At 64.7% G+C, this 15,512-nt stretch carries 12 protein-coding genes; all 12 read left to right on the top strand.

What is annotated here, in order from left to right; genetic code table 11:
- The first annotated feature begins 215 nt into the window (after positions 1-215).
- The gene (locus tag CSQ91_RS09005; RefSeq protein ID WP_180278379.1) at positions 216-3,728 is read left to right on the top strand and encodes an SdrD B-like domain-containing protein; all 3,513 of its coding nucleotides are present in this window, start codon (positions 216-218) and stop codon (positions 3,726-3,728) included.
- Positions 3,729-3,840: 112 nt separating this feature from the next.
- Complete coding sequence (locus CSQ91_RS09000) at positions 3,841-4,506, top strand: PEP-CTERM sorting domain-containing protein (RefSeq protein WP_099388032.1); 666 nt, start codon at positions 3,841-3,843, stop codon at positions 4,504-4,506.
- Positions 4,507-4,707: 201 nt separating this feature from the next.
- A complete protein-coding gene (locus CSQ91_RS08995) occupies positions 4,708-6,873 on the top strand; it encodes a type I secretion system permease/ATPase (protein ID WP_257217268.1) in 2,166 nt (721 codons plus the stop codon).
- On the top strand, positions 6,870-8,183 hold the full coding sequence (locus tag CSQ91_RS08990) for an HlyD family type I secretion periplasmic adaptor subunit (protein ID WP_099388030.1): 1,314 nt from the start codon (positions 6,870-6,872) through the stop codon (positions 8,181-8,183). The genes CSQ91_RS08995 and CSQ91_RS08990 overlap by 4 nt, the downstream gene beginning before the upstream one ends.
- Positions 8,183-9,475, top strand: a complete 1,293-nt coding sequence (locus CSQ91_RS08985) for a TolC family protein (protein WP_257217267.1) — start codon at positions 8,183-8,185, stop codon at positions 9,473-9,475. The genes CSQ91_RS08990 and CSQ91_RS08985 overlap by 1 nt, the downstream gene beginning before the upstream one ends.
- A gap of 94 nt (positions 9,476-9,569) precedes the next feature.
- Positions 9,570-10,847, top strand: a complete 1,278-nt coding sequence (locus tag CSQ91_RS08980; RefSeq protein ID WP_034788543.1) for a lipoprotein-releasing ABC transporter permease subunit — start codon at positions 9,570-9,572, stop codon at positions 10,845-10,847.
- A gap of 32 nt (positions 10,848-10,879) precedes the next feature.
- Complete coding sequence (locus CSQ91_RS08975) at positions 10,880-12,145, top strand: lipoprotein-releasing ABC transporter permease subunit (RefSeq protein WP_034788539.1); 1,266 nt, start codon at positions 10,880-10,882, stop codon at positions 12,143-12,145.
- A 16-nt stretch (positions 12,146-12,161) separates the two neighbouring features.
- Positions 12,162-12,887: a lipoprotein-releasing ABC transporter ATP-binding protein LolD gene (gene lolD, locus CSQ91_RS08970; protein ID WP_034788536.1), complete on the top strand. Its 726-nt coding sequence runs from the start codon at positions 12,162-12,164 to the stop codon at positions 12,885-12,887.
- Between the two features lie 12 nt (positions 12,888-12,899).
- Positions 12,900-13,697: a TatD family hydrolase gene (locus CSQ91_RS08965; RefSeq protein WP_099388626.1), complete on the top strand. Its 798-nt coding sequence runs from the start codon at positions 12,900-12,902 to the stop codon at positions 13,695-13,697.
- Positions 13,698-13,701: 4 nt separating this feature from the next.
- Complete coding sequence (locus CSQ91_RS08960; protein WP_099388029.1) at positions 13,702-14,943, top strand: PQQ-dependent sugar dehydrogenase; 1,242 nt, start codon at positions 13,702-13,704, stop codon at positions 14,941-14,943.
- Positions 14,944-14,953: 10 nt separating this feature from the next.
- Complete coding sequence (locus tag CSQ91_RS28890; RefSeq protein ID WP_180278378.1) at positions 14,954-15,124, top strand: hypothetical protein; 171 nt, start codon at positions 14,954-14,956, stop codon at positions 15,122-15,124.
- A 6-nt stretch (positions 15,125-15,130) separates the two neighbouring features.
- Positions 15,131-15,511: a T6SS effector amidase Tae4 family protein gene (locus CSQ91_RS08955; RefSeq protein ID WP_099388028.1), complete on the top strand. Its 381-nt coding sequence runs from the start codon at positions 15,131-15,133 to the stop codon at positions 15,509-15,511.
- Position 15,512: the final 1 nt, after the last annotated feature.

Raw genomic sequence — 15,512 nt, 5'->3', positions numbered from 1 at the left:
GAAATACAATCACCCCCTGCTGCGTGGTTGCGTCGTCTGGCTCCTGTGTCCCTCGAAACTGTATACAAGATCTGCCGGCTTCATTTTTTAAACAAGTTCTTTCTTGGAAGCCCACCTATGTATACATTCGCCGCTTTGCGCGGCCAGGCTGATTACGCCCTGGCCCCCCGTATTTCCGCTCCTGCCGCCGCCGTGGCATGCCGTCAGGAGGCCGCATGACTACGTACAACCTGTCGACCACGGTCCACGTCTGCGAAGACATCAACAAGAATTTCGATATCCGCGACCTGCTGATCCAGGCCGGCTACTCGGTGCAAGGCGAACTGAATATTAAGAATTTTACGGTTTTGTTGCCGGACGATACGGAATCGACGGAGAACACGCCGCTGTTCGGCATGCTCGACGCGGACACCGTGTACGTGCGCCCCGGCGACTGGGCCGCCAACTACAACGGCAGCTTCTCGACCATCCAGGTAACGATCGACAAGGGCAATGGCGACATCGTCCAGCTGAGCCTGCAAGTCATCATCGATCCCGTCAATGACGCGCCCGATGCGGCCGACAAGACCTTCACCCTGGTCGACGGCGCCAGCGTCGTGCTGAGCGAAAGCGATTTCGGCTTCCACGACGACGTCGAGAACAACGGTTTCAAGTCCGTCGTCATCACCAATACCACCACGGCGGGCCAGGTCTTGCTGAACGGCGTGGCCGTCGCGGTGGGCACGGAAATTTCCATCGACGATATCCGCGCGGGCCACCTGGTCTTCGTGCCGAGCCAGACCGTCGCCGGCGACTTCGACCTCGGTTTCAAGGTACGCGATGATGGCGGCACGGAAGGCTGCAATGCGCAAGACCTGAGCCTGGCGCCCCATTACCTGACCTTCAAGGTGCCGATGGCCCACCTGGGCGATTTCGTGTGGGAAGACAAGAATGCCAACGGCGTGCAGGATGCGGGCGAGGCGGGCATCGCCAATGTTGTCGTGCAACTCAAGGATACGGCCGGCAATGTGGTGGCCTCCACCACGACGGACGCGACCGGCGGCTACCACTTCGACGTCAATCCGGGAACCTATTCGGTGACCGTGGTGGCGCCCGCCGGCTATGTGCCGACGGCAGCGAACCAGGGCGGCGATACGGGCAAGGACAGCAATATCGATGCCAGCGGCAAGATGGCGCCCGTCACCCTGGCGCCGGGCGAGACCAACCTGACCCTCGATGCGGGCCTGTACCGCACGGCCGAGCTGGGCGACCGGGTCTGGTTCGATATCAACAAGAATGGCGTGCAGGATGCGGGTGAAGCGGGCGCCGCAGGTGTGAAAGTAACCTTGCTCGATGCGTCGGGCAACGCCGTCGGCAGCCCGCTCGTCACGGATGCGAATGGCAACTATTTGTTCACGAATCTGAAGCCGGGCGCCTACAGCGTGCAGTTCGACAAAACCACCTTGCCAGCCGGCTACGCTTTTACGGGCCAGGACCAGGGCGGCGACGACCAGCGCGATTCCGATGCCAGCGCCATCGATGGCAAAACGGCGCAAGTGCTGCTTGCTTCCGGTGACAGCAACCATAGCCTGGATGCGGGCATCGTTGCGCTGCCGGCGTCCCTGGGCGACCGCGTCTGGCATGATGCCAACTTGAACGGCGTGCAGGATGCGGGCGAAGCCGGCATCGGCGGCGTCACGGTGCAGCTGAAAAACGCGGCCGGCAGCGTGATCGGCTCGACCTTGACGGACGCCACCGGCTATTACAACTTCAATGTCGATCCGGGTACGTATTCGATCGCCGTCGTCGCGCCGCCAGGCTATTTGACCACGGTCAAGGATGCGGGCGGCAATGATGCGCTCGACAGCGACATCAATGCCGCAGGCCAGAGCGGCCTGGTGACGGTCGCCGCCGGCCAGAACTACAAGGACCTGGATGCGGGCTTGTACAAAACGGCTGCCATTGGCGACCGCGTGTGGTTTGACGCCAACGGCAACGGCACGCAGGATGCGGGCGAAGCGGGTGTCGGCGGCGTGAAAGTCAATCTGTACAACGCCTCGGGTGCCGTGGTGGCCAGCGCCACCACGGATGCCAGCGGCAACTACCTGTTCAGCAATCTGGTCCCCGGCAATTACTATCTGGGCTTCGTGCCACCGGCCGGCTATACCTTCACCAAGGCGGATGTGGGCGGCTACGCCACCGATTCGGATGTCAATCCGGCCACCGGCCTCACGACTACCTGGATCGCGCTGAAATCGGGCGACGTCCAGCTGGAGTGGGATGCCGGCCTGGTCAAATGCGCGCCTGTCACCGGCAGCATCGGCGACCGCGTGTGGGAAGACAATAACTACAACGGCGTGCAGGATGCGGGCGAACTGGGCGTGGCGGGCGTGAAGGTCAACCTGCTCAATGCCAGTAACCAGATCATCGCCACGACAACGACGAATGCCAGTGGCAATTATCTGTTCGATAAGCTGGTCGCCGGCGGCTACAAGGTGGAAGTCGTCCGTCCATCGGGTTTCTATTACACCAAGGCCAATGTGGGCAGCGACACGGCCGATTCCGACGTCGATACGAGCACGGGGCGTTCCGGCCTGATCAACCTGGCCGCCGGCCAGAACGACATGAGCTGGGATGCGGGCATTTACCGCAAGGCCAGCCTGGGCGACAAGGTATGGCGCGACGCCGACCATGATGGCGTGCAGGACTACAACGAGGCAGGCATCGCCAACATCAAGGTGCAGTTGTACTCCGGCAGCGGCGCTTTGCTGGCTACCACCTACACGAATGCCAGCGGCAACTATCTGTTCAGCAACCTCGATCCGGGCAGCTATTCGCTCAAATTCGACAAGAGCAATGTGATGCATGCCGGTTACGCCATGAACAGCTGGCGCTGGGGCGCCAAGAACGTGGGCAGCAATGACAACATCGATTCGGACGTCAACAGCAACGGCACGACGGCCAACGTGGTCTACACGGATATCCTGAAGCTGGCGTCGGGCCAGAACGACATGAGCTGGGATGCGGCCATCACGCCCATCGTCATCGACCTCAACGGTGACGGCGTGCACACGATCGCCCGCGCCGACTTCCACGGCAGCTTCGACTTGCTGGGCACGGGCAGCGCCATCCAGACGGGCTGGGTCTCGGCCCAGGACGGCTTGCTGGCCATCGACAGCAATGGCAATGGCAAGATCGACAATATCTCGGAACTGTTCGGCGGCAACGAGAAGGGCACGGGCTTTGCCAAGCTGTCCAGCTATGACTCGAACGGCGACGGCGTGGTCGATGCGCACGATGACAAGTTTGCCGAATTGCGCATCTGGCGCGACGCCAACAGCAATGGCGTGACGGACGATGGCGAGCTGATGTCGCTGCACGACGCCGGCGTGGCCAGCCTGACGGTGAGCTACACGGAACTGCCGTTCCTCGACGCCAACAGTAATCTGCACCTCGAGCGCAGCAGCGCCACCCTGGCCGACGGCAAGACGGTCGACATGACTGACGTGTATTTCAACGTCGACGCCAAGGATGCGGCCAAGGCCGGCATCACCTTGCCGAGCATGGCCGACCTGCTGCGCGACGACAGCACGCTCGACGTGGTGCTGGGCCAGGACGGCACGGTCAACACGGTCGCTGCCGCCCCGGCGGCTCCGGCCGCCGAAGCCCAGGCCCAGTGCGAGATGGCCGAAGCCTTGCGCCGCGCCATGGCCCATGCGAATGCCCAGCCCCAGGAAATGGCTGCCTGATGTCCCTTGCCGGGCCGTAATCCTGCCCGGCAATGCCGTACCGGCGCACCCGTCACGGGGCGCCGGCGCTTTCCACACTTACATCTTACATAACAGAAATAGGGAAACCACCATGAAACAATCCATGCACCTGCTCGTTCGCGGCGCCATCGCCGCAGCTACGTTCGCCCTCGCCAGCGGCAGCGCCCTGGCCGCCTCCAATCTGCAAGTCGTCGATTCGCACAGCGTCAGCCTGTTTACGGCTGCCGGCGGCGCCTTCGGCTCGGGTAACGCCATCTCGCCGACCTTGTGGGAAGTCAAATACGACAGCAACACTTTCCTGGCGTTTTGCCTCGATCCCCATGTCGCAGTGAGCAATAGTTCGAACAGCTACAGCAGCGGCGCCTTTGCCGCCAGCGATTCCGTCAAGCGCCTGTATGAAGGGTATTACGCCTCGTCCATCGCGAATGTGTCGACCAGCGCCAACAGCGCCGCCGCCTTCCAGCTGGCCCTGTGGGAATTGAATAACGACAACACGAACCTGCTGACGGGCGACCTGCGCTTCAAAAACCTGAGCAATGCCGTCGTCAGCCAGGCCAACACCATGCTGGGCGTGGCCACGGGCAATGGCGCCATCCAGAACCTGTACAGCTACACGAGCTTGACGAGCGTCAACCCGGCTTCGCAAACCTTGCTCAGCGTGTCGCCGGTGCCGGAAGCGCAAACCTGGGCCATGCTGGTCGCAGGCCTGGGCCTGCTGGGCTTCATGGCGCGCCGTCGCAAGGCTGGCGCAGTATAAATCGGCAGCAGTGGTATTGACTTGGTAGTTTCTGCTGCGGTGCGTCCGTCAAGACGCACCGCAGTTTTTATTTTTTCACAACATCATTCTGAATAGCTGTTATTACTATGGCACAATGTTTCTGCAAACCACCACTGCGCGACCTTGACAATAGTTCCTCACTGTTCATTGCAACTGTCTGAGATCGGATTTGAGCTCATCATGACGCCACCTTCTGCCGCGCACGCCGCCGTCGACGCTTCCCCATCCACCGCCTGCGCTGACACGCTTGCCGACGCCATCGTCTTCCTGGCCTGCCTTCTTGGCACCGGCGTGCAAGCCGAGCGTCTGCGCGCCAGCGTGACCGCGCATGGCGACCCGGCCGCCGCCGATTTTCTCGACCAGGCGCTCAGCCATGCCAGCCTGGCCGGCACCGCGCTGCCCATGGACAAGCCGCGCCGTCCGACGGAAATGCCGGCCTTGCTGCTCAATGGGGAAGGGCAGGCGCTGGTGGTGCTGAGCATTGCCGATGGTAAATATGAATGTCACGTGCCCGGCATCGCCGGCACCTCCTGGCTCGATGCGGCCGCGCTGGCCCTGGAAGTGCCTGCCGGGCGCTGGGTGGCCGTGCGGCCCGTGATGTTCTTCGACCAGCGCAGCTTGCTCTACAGCATCCCCGTGGCGGGACGCTGGTTCTGGGATGTCTTCAACCGCAACCGCTGGGTATTTCGCTGGGCCCTGCTGGGCACGCTGGTGCTGAACGTCATCGGCGCGCTGGTGCCATTCTATGCGATGGCCGTGTATGACCGCGTGATCCCGAACAATGCCACGTCCAGCCTGTGGGTGCTGACCATTGCCGTGGTGGTGCTGACGGGCTTCGAACTGGCTCTGCGCCTGCTGCGCGGCGAACTGGTGGAAACGGCGTCGCGCCGCATGGACGTGGCGCTGTCGTCGAACATCTTCGCCCAGTGTCTGCGCCTGCGCGCGGCCAGCCGTCCCGCTTCCGGGGGGACTTTGGCCAATACCGTGCGCGATTTCGAATCCGTGCGCGAATTCTTTGCCTCGACCACCCTGACGACCCTGGGCGATTTGCCGTTCCTGCTGCTGTTCCTGCTGGTAATCGCCTTTGTCGGCGGCTGGCTGGTGCTCGTGCCGCTGGCCGTCATTCCGATCCTGCTGCTGGTGGCCTTTGCCTCGCGCGCCGCCCTGGCGCGCCACGTGGCCGCCTCGATGCAGGAAAGCGCGCAGCGCACGGCACACCTGTTTGAAACCATGAATGGCCTCGACACCATCAAGGCGCTGGGCGCCGAAGCGTGGAGCCGGCGCAAATGGGAAAGCCTGACGGTGGCCATCGCCGCCAACAGCGTCGAGACGCGCGAAATCGTCAGTCGCGTCAACTACATCAACACGGCCGTGCTGGCCCTGTCCGGCGTGGCCGTGGTGGCCACGGGCGCCTTGCTGATGGGCGAACACCTGCTGACCCTGGGCCAGATCATCGCCGTGAGCATGCTGACGGGACGCGCCCTGGCGCCCGTGAGCCAGATCGCGGGTCTGATCATCCGCTGGGAACAGACCAAGCTGTCCTATCACGCGCTGAACAAGATCATGGAAGCGCCGACCGATGACGACGTGGCCAGCCTGCAGGCGCCCCCGCTGTCCGGGCGCATCGAGTTCCGCGACGTGGGCTTTGCCTACCCGAATTCGCCGCCGCTGCTGGATAAACTGAACCTGCACATCCGTCCCGGCGAACGGGTCGGCGTGATCGGCAAGCTCGGTTCCGGCAAGAGCACCCTGCTGCGTTTGCTGCTGAACCAGTATGGTCCGCAAAGCGGCAGCGTACTGTTCGACGACCTGTCCAGCACCCAGCTGGAGCCTTTGAGCCTGCGCCGCCAGATCGGCTACGTGCCGCAGGACGTGACCCTGTTCCACGGCACCCTGCGCGAAAACATCGAACTGGGACGCAGCCAGCCCGACGATGCGGCCCTGCTCGATGCCATCCGACTGGCCTGCCTCGACGACATCATCACCCAGCTGCCCAACGGCGTGGCGACGGAAGTGGGCGAACGGGGCGAACGCCTGTCCGGCGGCCAGCGCCAAGCCGTGGCCATGGCCCGCGCCTTGCTCGTGAAACCGCCCATGCTGCTGCTCGATGAGCCGAGCAGCATGTTCGACCCGGCCACCGAGCAGCGCCTGATCGCCCGCCTGCGTACATTAAAGGATACGACCATCGTGCTCGTCACGCACCGCATGGCCATGCTGGCGCTGGTGGACCGCCTGATCGTCTTCGACAAGGGGCGCATCGTGGCCGACGGCCCGCGCGATGAGGTCATGCGCGTGCTCAATAGCCAGGCAGCCAAGCCTGCGGTGGAACAGGGAGCCACGGCATGAGCGCCCTGAACGCCCGTCCGCTGCCGGCGGCCCACCCGGACCCGGAACGCGAACCGCAGCGCATCGTCATGGGCATGCTGGCGCTGATCGCCGTATTGCTGGTGCTGGTGCTGGCCTGGGCCACCTTCGCCCAGCTCGACGTGTCCGTGAATGGACGCGGCGCCATCACGCCGCCGTCGCACCTGCAGGAAGTGCAAAGCCTGGAAGGGGGCATCGTGCGCGAAATGCTGGTGAAACCGGGCCAGCGCGTGCGCCGCGGCGACTTGCTGCTGCGCCTGGACACGGCCCAGTACGAGGCCAACCTGGGCGCCAGCGTGCAGAATCGCCTGGCCGCGCTGGCGGGCAGGGCGCGCCTCGATGCGCTGCTGTCCGGTGGTACTCCCCGGTTTGCGCCGGAATGGCAGAAAGAGGCGCCCGAGCTGATCGCCAAGGAAACGCAGTTGTGGCGCGATGGCCAGCGCGAGTTTGCGTCGGCCACGGCGGCCGCGCGCGAAGGCGTGACGCGGCGGCGCGGCGAGCTGGCCGAGGCGCACAGCCGCATCGCGCAACTCGATACGGGCTTGAAGATCGCGCTGGAAAGCCTGTCGATCGAGGAACGCCTGTTCAAGGAGGGCGCCGGTTCGCGCGGCGACTACCTGAATGCGCAGCAGCGCGTGCAGCAGCAGCGCACGGAACTCGACAGCCTGCGCGCTTCCGTGCCGCGCCTGGCGGCCACCCTGGCCGAGGCGCAGGCGCAGGCCGGCGAAGTGGAAGCGCGCATGCGCGGCCAGTGGGGCGCCCAGCGCAGCGAATATGAAACCAAGGCGGGAGCCCTGGCCAGCACCGTGAAAGGCCAGCAGGACCAGGTGAGCCGGCGCGATGTGACGGCGCCCGTCGACGGTGTCGTCAACCGCGTGCTGGTGGCGACGGTCGGCGGCGTGGCGCAGCCGGGCAAACCTATCCTGGAAATCGTGCCCGCCGATTCGGAAATGCTGATTTCCGTGCGCGTGAAACCGTCGGACATCGGTTTTATCCACGTGGGGCAGCGCGCTTCGGCCAATGTGCTGGCGTATGACGCCACCACCTATGGACGCATGCAGGCGCAGGTGGTGCGCGTGGGCGCCGATGCGATTCCCGATGAACGCAACGAGCCGTATTTCGAGGTGCAGCTGAGTACCGACCGCAGCCAGTTGACGGCGCACGGCAAGGTGCTGCCGATTACGCCTGGCATGCCCGTCGACGTGGGCATCCTGACGGGGCGCCGCTCGGTGCTGCAATATGTGTTCAAGCCCGTGCTGCGCGGCTTGCAGTCTTCCCTGCAGGAGCGGTGATGCGTGCTTTTTTACTTTGCATGGCATTCGCCTGCGCAAACGCGGTGGCCCAACCGGCACCGCCGGCCACTTTCCAGGCGCAGTCCACGCGCGGCTTGCCCGCCTTGCTGGCGCGCGCCGTGCCGCGCGACCCGCAGGTGATCGCGGCGCAGGCGGCGCTGGCCACCACCGAAGCGCGCTACAAGCAGGCCCGCTCGCGCCTGTTCCCGACTGCGGCGCTGCAGGCGACGCGGGGGCGCAGCAATGACCTCGATGGCGCGCTGGACGTGGAACGGCGCACGCACCAGGTGGAAGCGAGCGTGCGCTGGAATGTGTACAGCGGCGGCGCCGACCGCGCCGAACTCGATGCGGCCGAGCGCGAAATGGCGGGCGCCGCCTTCGACGTGGAGCGGGCACGCGCGGAAAGCGCGGAAAAACTGGCCGAAGCGTATTTCGACATGCAGCGCCTGGAGCGCAGCCTGATGCAATCGCAGGAACGCCTGCGCGACGTGACGCAGCTGGTGCGGCAGGTGACGCGCCAGGCGGAACTGGGCAAATCGTCGGAAGTGGACCGCGAACTGGCGCAAAGTTCGCAGCTGGACGCGGAACTGGTGCACGACGGCTTGCTGACGGACCAGCAGGCGGCGCGCATCAAGCTCGAGGCGCTGGCCTTCGAGCCGGTGGCGCAGTTTGCCGATTTCGCCTTTGCGCCGCTGCCGGCGCAAGCCCTGGAAAACGCCGATACGCAGCAGGCGCAGTTGCGCGCCGCGCGCGAGCGGGCGGCGGCGGCCCAGCTGCGCGTGCGCGGCGTGGCGGCCACCCTGGCGCCGAAAGTGGATCTGAACGTCAGCCATCTGCTCAATAACAAGACCACGCCGCCGCCCTCGACCATCCAGCAGCGGGGCTGGTCGGTGGGCGTGAGCTGGGAATTCCCGCTCGGCGGCGGCAGCCTGGCGCAGCGCGACGAGAGCATCAGCCGCGCCCAGGCGGCCGATGCGGACGTGGCGCGCGCCGAGCAGGGCACGCGCGCCGACCTGGCCAGCATGTTGCCGCGCATCGCCAATGCGCAGCGCACCCTGGCCCTGCTCGACGAGCAGGAAAGGAAGTTGGCCTTCGTCGTGCGCGGCGGCACCGTCCAGTACGAGGCGGGACGGCGCAACCTGCAGCAGGTCATCCAGACGCGCGACAGCTATTTCACGGTGCAGCAGCGGCGCATCGACCAGCTGCACCGTCTGACCTTGGCGCAGATGCGCCAATATGCGCTGGCGGGGCAGCTGCTGGCCGTGTTCGGCCTGGCGCAGGAGGAAAAATAGGGCCGGCGTGCGCTGTTTCACGCAGACTTGATGCATGAAATGCCCATTGTGTGGCACACTGCGCGCTCGCATATCATCGTTGTCGCGGGAGCGCATGAGCATCATCAAACAATTTCCCTTCGAGTGGCAGGTCGGCGTGCGCTATACGCGCGCCGGGAAACGCAGTGGCCGCAACAGCTTCATTTCCTTCATCTCCCTCATTTCCGTGGCCGGCATCGGCCTGGGCGTGGCCGCCCTGATCGTCGTCCTGTCCGTCATGAACGGCTTCCAGAAGGAAGTCACTGACCGCCTGATGTCGGTGCTGGCCCATGTCGAGGTGTTCGATACCAGCGGCTCCATGCCGAACTGGCAGGCGCAGGAGCGCGCCGCCTACGCCAACCCGCAAGTGAAAGCCGTGTCGCCGTTCGTGGAAACCCAGGGCATGCTGCTGAACGACGAAACCATGCGCCCGTCCGTCGTGCGCGGCGTGCTGCCGCAGCAGGAAGCCACCGTCTCCAGCGTGGCCTCCCAGATGAAGCAGGGCAGTTTCAAGGATCTCACGCCAGGTTCCTATAACATCGTGCTGGGCATCGACCTGGCCAAGGCCCTCGACGTGAAAGTGGGGCAGAACGTCACGCTGATGCTGGAACGCGAGCCGAGGGCGGGCGACCCGGCCAATGGCATCGTCATGCCGCGCATGCGCGCGCTCAAAGTCGCCGGCATCTTCGAGGCCGGTCACAATGAACTCGATGGCAGCCTGGCCTTCGTGAACATGCAGGACGCCGAGCAGCTGCTGCAGCTCGATGGCCCGTCCGGCCTGCGCTTGCGCCTGCACGACATGAACCAGGCGCCGCAGGTGGCGCGCGAATTGAAAGCCTCGATGCCGGGCCAGCTGTGGATGCGCGACTGGTCGCGCGCCAGTGCCAGCTGGTATGCGCTGGTGCAAAGCCAGAAGAACATGATGTTCATCATCCTCAGCATGATCATCGCCGTGGCCGCGTTCAACCTCGTCTCGACCCTGGTGATGTCGGTCACCGACAAGCAGGCCGACATCGCCATTCTGCGCACCCTGGGCGCCTCGCCATTCTCCATCATGAAGATCTTCATGATCCAGGGCGCGCTGGTGGGCTTGCTGGGGAGTGCTTTGGGCGTGATCGGCGGCGTCGTGCTGGCGCTGAACGTGGGCGTCATCGTGCCCTTCATCGAAGGCATCTTCGGCCTGCACTTCATTTCCAAGGAAATCTACCAGATCAGCGCCGTGCCGTCCGACGTGCATTGGCTGGACGTGGCGCAGATCGGCCTGATCGCCTTTGGCCTGGCGCTGGTGGCGACCATCTACCCGAGCTGGCGCGCCGCGCGGGTCAAGCCGGCCGAGGCATTGCGCTACGAATAACACATCAAGAAACGATAAAGACCGCCTGAACAATGAGTATTTTCAAGAATCTGCCCTTCGAATGGCTGGTCGGCCTGCGCTACACGCGGGCCGGCAAGCGCAGTGGCCGTAACAGTTTTATCTCCTTCATCTCCCTCATTTCCATGGCAGGCATCGGCCTGGGCGTGGCGGCGCTGATCGTCGTGCTGTCCGTGATGAACGGTTTCCAGAAGGAAGTGACGGACCGCATGCTGTCCGTGCTGGCCCACGTGGAAGTGTTCGATAATAGCGGCAGCATGCCGGACTGGCGCGCGGAAGCGGCGCAAGCTTTTAAAAACCCGGCCGTGAAGGGCGCCGCGCCGTTCGTGGAAACGCAGGGCATGCTGCTGCGCGACGATGCGCTGCGTCCCGCCATCGTGCGTGGCGTGCTGCCCGAGGAAGAGCCGAACGTTTCCGACGTGGCCGGCCAGACGCGCATGGGCAGCTTCAAGGCCCTGCAGCCTGGCACCTTCAATATCGTGCTGGGCATCGAGCTGGCGCGCGCCCTGCGCGTCAACCTCGGCGAAAAAGTGACGCTGATGCTGGCGCAAGGCCAGGTCACGCCGGCCGGCGTGCTGCCGCGCATGCGCAGCTTTACCGTCAGCGGCATCTTCCAGGCGGGCCACAATGAATTCGACGCCGGTCTGGCCTTCATCAATATCGAAGACGGCCAGCGCTTGCTGCGTCTCGATGGCCCGTCCGGCCTGCGTTTGCGCCTGGCCGACATGAACCAGGCGCCGCAAGTGGCGGCGGAACTGAAAAAAACCATGCCGGGCGACCTGTGGCTGCGCGACTGGTCCAAGCTCAATGCCAACTGGTTCGCTGCCGTGCAGACGGAAAAGCGCATGATGTTCATCATCCTGACCCTGATCATCGCGGTGGCCGCCTTCAACCTGGTCTCGACCCTGGTGATGACGGTGACGGACAAGCAGGCCGATATCGCGATTCTGCGCACCCTGGGCGCTTCTCCCCGTTCCATCATGAAGATCTTCATGATCCAGGGCGCGCTGGTGGGCATCCTGGGCACGATTCTGGGCGTGGGCGGCGGCGTGCTGGTGGCCATGAACATCGACGTCATCGTGCCCTTCATCGAGCATCTGCTGGGGGTGCAGTTCCTCTCCAAGGACATCTATTTCATCAGCACCGTGCCGTCCGACCTGCGCTGGCCCGACGTCACCAAGATCGGCGTGCTGGCCGTGATCCTCGCCTTTTTGGCGACCCTGTACCCAAGCTGGTGGGCTGCCCGCGTCAAACCTGCGGAAGCCCTGCGCTATGAATAAACCACTGACTACGACCATGACCGATCTGAACAAACCTGCCTCCAATGGCGCTTCCGCCGATTCTGCCGTGCTTTCCTGCCGCGGCCTGGGCAAGACTTTTACGCAGGGCAGCTACAAGGTGCAGGTGCTGGCCGGCATCGACATCGACGTCCACCGCGGCGAGCGGGTCGCCATCGTCGGCGCCTCGGGTTCCGGCAAATCGACCCTGCTGCACCTGCTGGGCGGCCTCGATACGCCCACCAGCGGCAAGGTGACCCTGCTGGGCAAGGACTTCGCTAACCTCAGCGAAAAGGCACGCGGCGACTTGCGCAACGCCTCGCTGGGTTTCGTCTACCAGTTCCACCACCTGCTGCCCGAGTTTTCCGCGCTGGACAACGTCGCCATGCCTTTGATGATACGGCGTATGAAGCGCGCGCCGGCCACCGAGCTGGCGCAGCAGATCCTCACGCGCGTGAACCTGGCCAAGCGCGTCACGCACACGCCGGGCGAGTTGTCGGGCGGCGAGCGCCAGCGCGTGGCCCTGGCCCGCGCCCTCGTCACGCAGCCGGCCTGCGTGCTGGCCGATGAACCGACGGGCAACCTCGATCACGCCACTGCCGAACAGATTTTCGACCTGATGCTGGAACTGTCGCGCACCCTGGGCACGGCCTTCGTCATCGTCACGCACGATATCGAACTGGCCAAGCGCTGCGACCGCGTGCTGCGCCTGACGGACGAAGGGCTGCAGCCGTACCAATATTAAGGAGCCGCCATGCTGTGGATCGACACGCACTGCCACCTCGACGCGCATGAATTCGGCAGCGAATCGCTGCAGGTGGCGGCGCGCGCGCAGCAGCAGGACGTGGCGATGATCGTCATTCCCGCCGTCGAACGGGCCAATTTCGCCATCGTGCGCGACCTGGCGGCTGCGGCGCCCAACGCCTGCTATGCGCTGGGCATCCACCCGATCTACATGCCGCACGCCACGGAAGACGATTTGGTCGCCCTGCGCGAGGCCGTGGCCCTGGCGATGAACGACCCGCGCTTTGTCGCCATCGGCGAAATCGGCCTCGATTTCTTCATCCCCATGCTGTGCGAGCCGGCCATGCGCGTCAAGCAGGAGCATTTTTTGCGCGAGCAGCTGAAGATCGCCCGCGACTTCGATTTGCCCGTGCTGGCCCACGTGCGCCGCTCGCAGGACATCGTCCTCAAGCATGCGCGCCAGATCCGCCCGAACGGCGGCATCGCGCATGCGTTCAACGGCAGCTTCCAGCAGGCGCAGGGCTATATCGACCTTGGTTTCAAGCTCGGTTTCGGCGGCGCCATGACGTTTACCCGCGCGCTGCAGATACGCCGCATGGCCGCCGACTTGCCTTTGGCGTCCATCGTGCTGGAGACGGATGCACCCGACATTTCCCCCAGCTGGATCCACCCGGGCCGCAACAGCCCCGAAGAATTGCCGCGCATTGGCGCCGTGCTGGCCAAGCTGCGCGGCCTGGCATTGGCCGACGTGGCCGTTGCCACCAGCGCCAATGCGCGCGCCGTGATGCCCCGATTACCCCTGATGGAATGAGACCATGAACAAGAAAATGCTCGCGGGCGCCCTGGCAGCCTGTATGTCCACCGTGTTGGCGCCCGCCATGGCGGCGACGGCCAGCGCCCAGTGCGACGGTATGCCGCGCCTCGACGTCACCACGCCGGCCGGCTTTTGCGTGGCCGTGCTGGCCGACGGCCTGAAATTCCCCCGTGGCGTGCTGCCGCTGACGAATGGCGACATCCTCGTCACGGATATGACGGGATGGGCGCCGAAGCAGGGTAAATTGTGGCTGTTGCAGCCCAAGGCGGCCGGTGGCGGCTACGAGCGCAAGCTGCTGCTCGACAAGCTCGATCGGCCGAACGGCATCGTGCAGGGGCCGGACGGCATGGTCTACGTGGGCGAGGTGGGGCGCATCTTCCGCTTCGACCTGCGCGACACCACGCGCACCCTCACCGACGTGATCGGCGGCAAGGCCAAGACGCCGCGCCTGCCGGGCCTCGGTTTGCACCTGCTGACGAACATGCGCTTCAGCCCCAAGGGCGACCTGTATGTGAACGTGGGTTCCAGCACCGACCATTGCGAGAATGATGGCAAGGCGCCCGATCCGGCCAAGGCTTGTCCTTCGGCGGAAGGCCTGGAAGCGCTGGGCGCCATCCGCGAATACACGATGGCCTGGCCAGCCGGCACGGTGACGAGCTGGCGCACGCATGCGCGCGGCTTGCGCAATTCGATGGCGCTGGCTTTTCACCCTGCGACGGGCGAGCTGTGGCAGGCGGAAAACTCGCGCGACGCCATCCAGGCCGCCATGCCGCAACTGAAAAGCGACGAGAACCTGCCGCACGAAGAACTGAATTTGATCAAGGCAGACCGGCACTACGGCTGGCCGTACTGCTACGACGACAATGTGGCCAGTCCCGAATATCCGAAGACGGCTTGCGACGCCCAATATGCGGCGCCGGAGCGTTTGCTGCCCGGCCATGCCGCCCCGCTGGGCATGACTTTTTACACGGCCAGCCGCTTCCCTGCGTTGTACAGGAATAGCCTGATCATCGGCTACCACGGCTACCGCAGCAACGGCCACCGCCTGGTGGCCCTGCTGCCCGACAAGGCGGGTGCGCCTATGGGCAAGTCCGTCGACTTGATCAGCAACTGGGAGCGCAAGGGCAAACAGGGCAGGGGCGCGCCCGTCGACGTGAAGCAGGGCCAGGATGGCGATATCTATATGGCCGACGACCATAATGGGCTGGTGCTGAAACTGCATTACGAGGTGGCCAAGCCGTAATGCAGATCGCTTGACTTCGCTCAGTGCGGGGCTGCGGCATCCTCCTACAATCTGCCTGATGTTCCCTGGCGACCAGGGTCAACGGGAGGTCGGCGTGAAACCTGCATTCATCAATCTGCGTGAAAATTACTCGAGCGTGGCGGCCGTCGACCAGGCAGCCCTGTTCCGCGAAATCGGCTGAGAAGACTTGATCGGCAAGGACAGCTTTGCCAACACCTGCGCCATCCGCGTCAGCCTGGCCCTGATCAAGGCCGGCGTCCAGGTCAGAGGCCGCATGGCCATCCGCAAGGGGCCGTTCAGGGGCGCGCTGATCGAACCGGGACAGGCCAAGCTGGCGCACATGCTGGCCAGCCCCTCGATGTTCGGCGCGCCCGAAAAATTCAGCCGGGATGCCGCCATGGCCGGCATCGGCCAGCGCCAGGGGCTGGTCGCCTTCTTCCGCATTCCCGGCTACCTGGGCGGCGCGGGCGGCCATATCGACATCCTGCTGCCGTCCATCGGCGTGAAGGTGTGCGGCACCGAATGCTACTGGGATTGTGGCGAGGTCTGGTTCTGGCCGCTCGGTTGAG

This window comes from Janthinobacterium sp. BJB301 (assembly GCF_002735685.1).
In the GTDB taxonomy this organism is placed as follows: Bacteria; Pseudomonadota; Gammaproteobacteria; order Burkholderiales; family Burkholderiaceae_D; genus Janthinobacterium; species Janthinobacterium lividum.
Note: the sequence above shows the minus strand (reverse complement) of the source record. Positions and strands in the feature narration are given on the sequence as shown.

What these genes read in the sequence shown, in the direction of transcription:
- CSQ91_RS09005 (WP_180278379.1), top strand. Translation starts at nt 216, where the DNA reads ATGACTACGTACAACCTGTCGACCACGGTCCACGTCTGCGAAGACATC.
- CSQ91_RS09000 (WP_099388032.1), top strand. Translation starts at nt 3,841, where the DNA reads ATGAAACAATCCATGCACCTGCTCGTTCGCGGCGCCATCGCCGCAGCT.
- CSQ91_RS08995 (WP_257217268.1), top strand. Translation starts at nt 4,708, where the DNA reads ATGACGCCACCTTCTGCCGCGCACGCCGCCGTCGACGCTTCCCCATCC.
- CSQ91_RS08990 (WP_099388030.1), top strand. Translation starts at nt 6,870, where the DNA reads ATGAGCGCCCTGAACGCCCGTCCGCTGCCGGCGGCCCACCCGGACCCG.
- CSQ91_RS08985 (WP_257217267.1), top strand. Translation starts at nt 8,183, where the DNA reads ATGCGTGCTTTTTTACTTTGCATGGCATTCGCCTGCGCAAACGCGGTG.
- CSQ91_RS08980 (WP_034788543.1), top strand. Translation starts at nt 9,570, where the DNA reads ATGAGCATCATCAAACAATTTCCCTTCGAGTGGCAGGTCGGCGTGCGC.
- CSQ91_RS08975 (WP_034788539.1), top strand. Translation starts at nt 10,880, where the DNA reads ATGAGTATTTTCAAGAATCTGCCCTTCGAATGGCTGGTCGGCCTGCGC.
- lolD (WP_034788536.1), top strand. Translation starts at nt 12,162, where the DNA reads ATGACCGATCTGAACAAACCTGCCTCCAATGGCGCTTCCGCCGATTCT.
- CSQ91_RS08960 (WP_099388029.1), top strand. Translation starts at nt 13,702, where the DNA reads ATGAACAAGAAAATGCTCGCGGGCGCCCTGGCAGCCTGTATGTCCACC.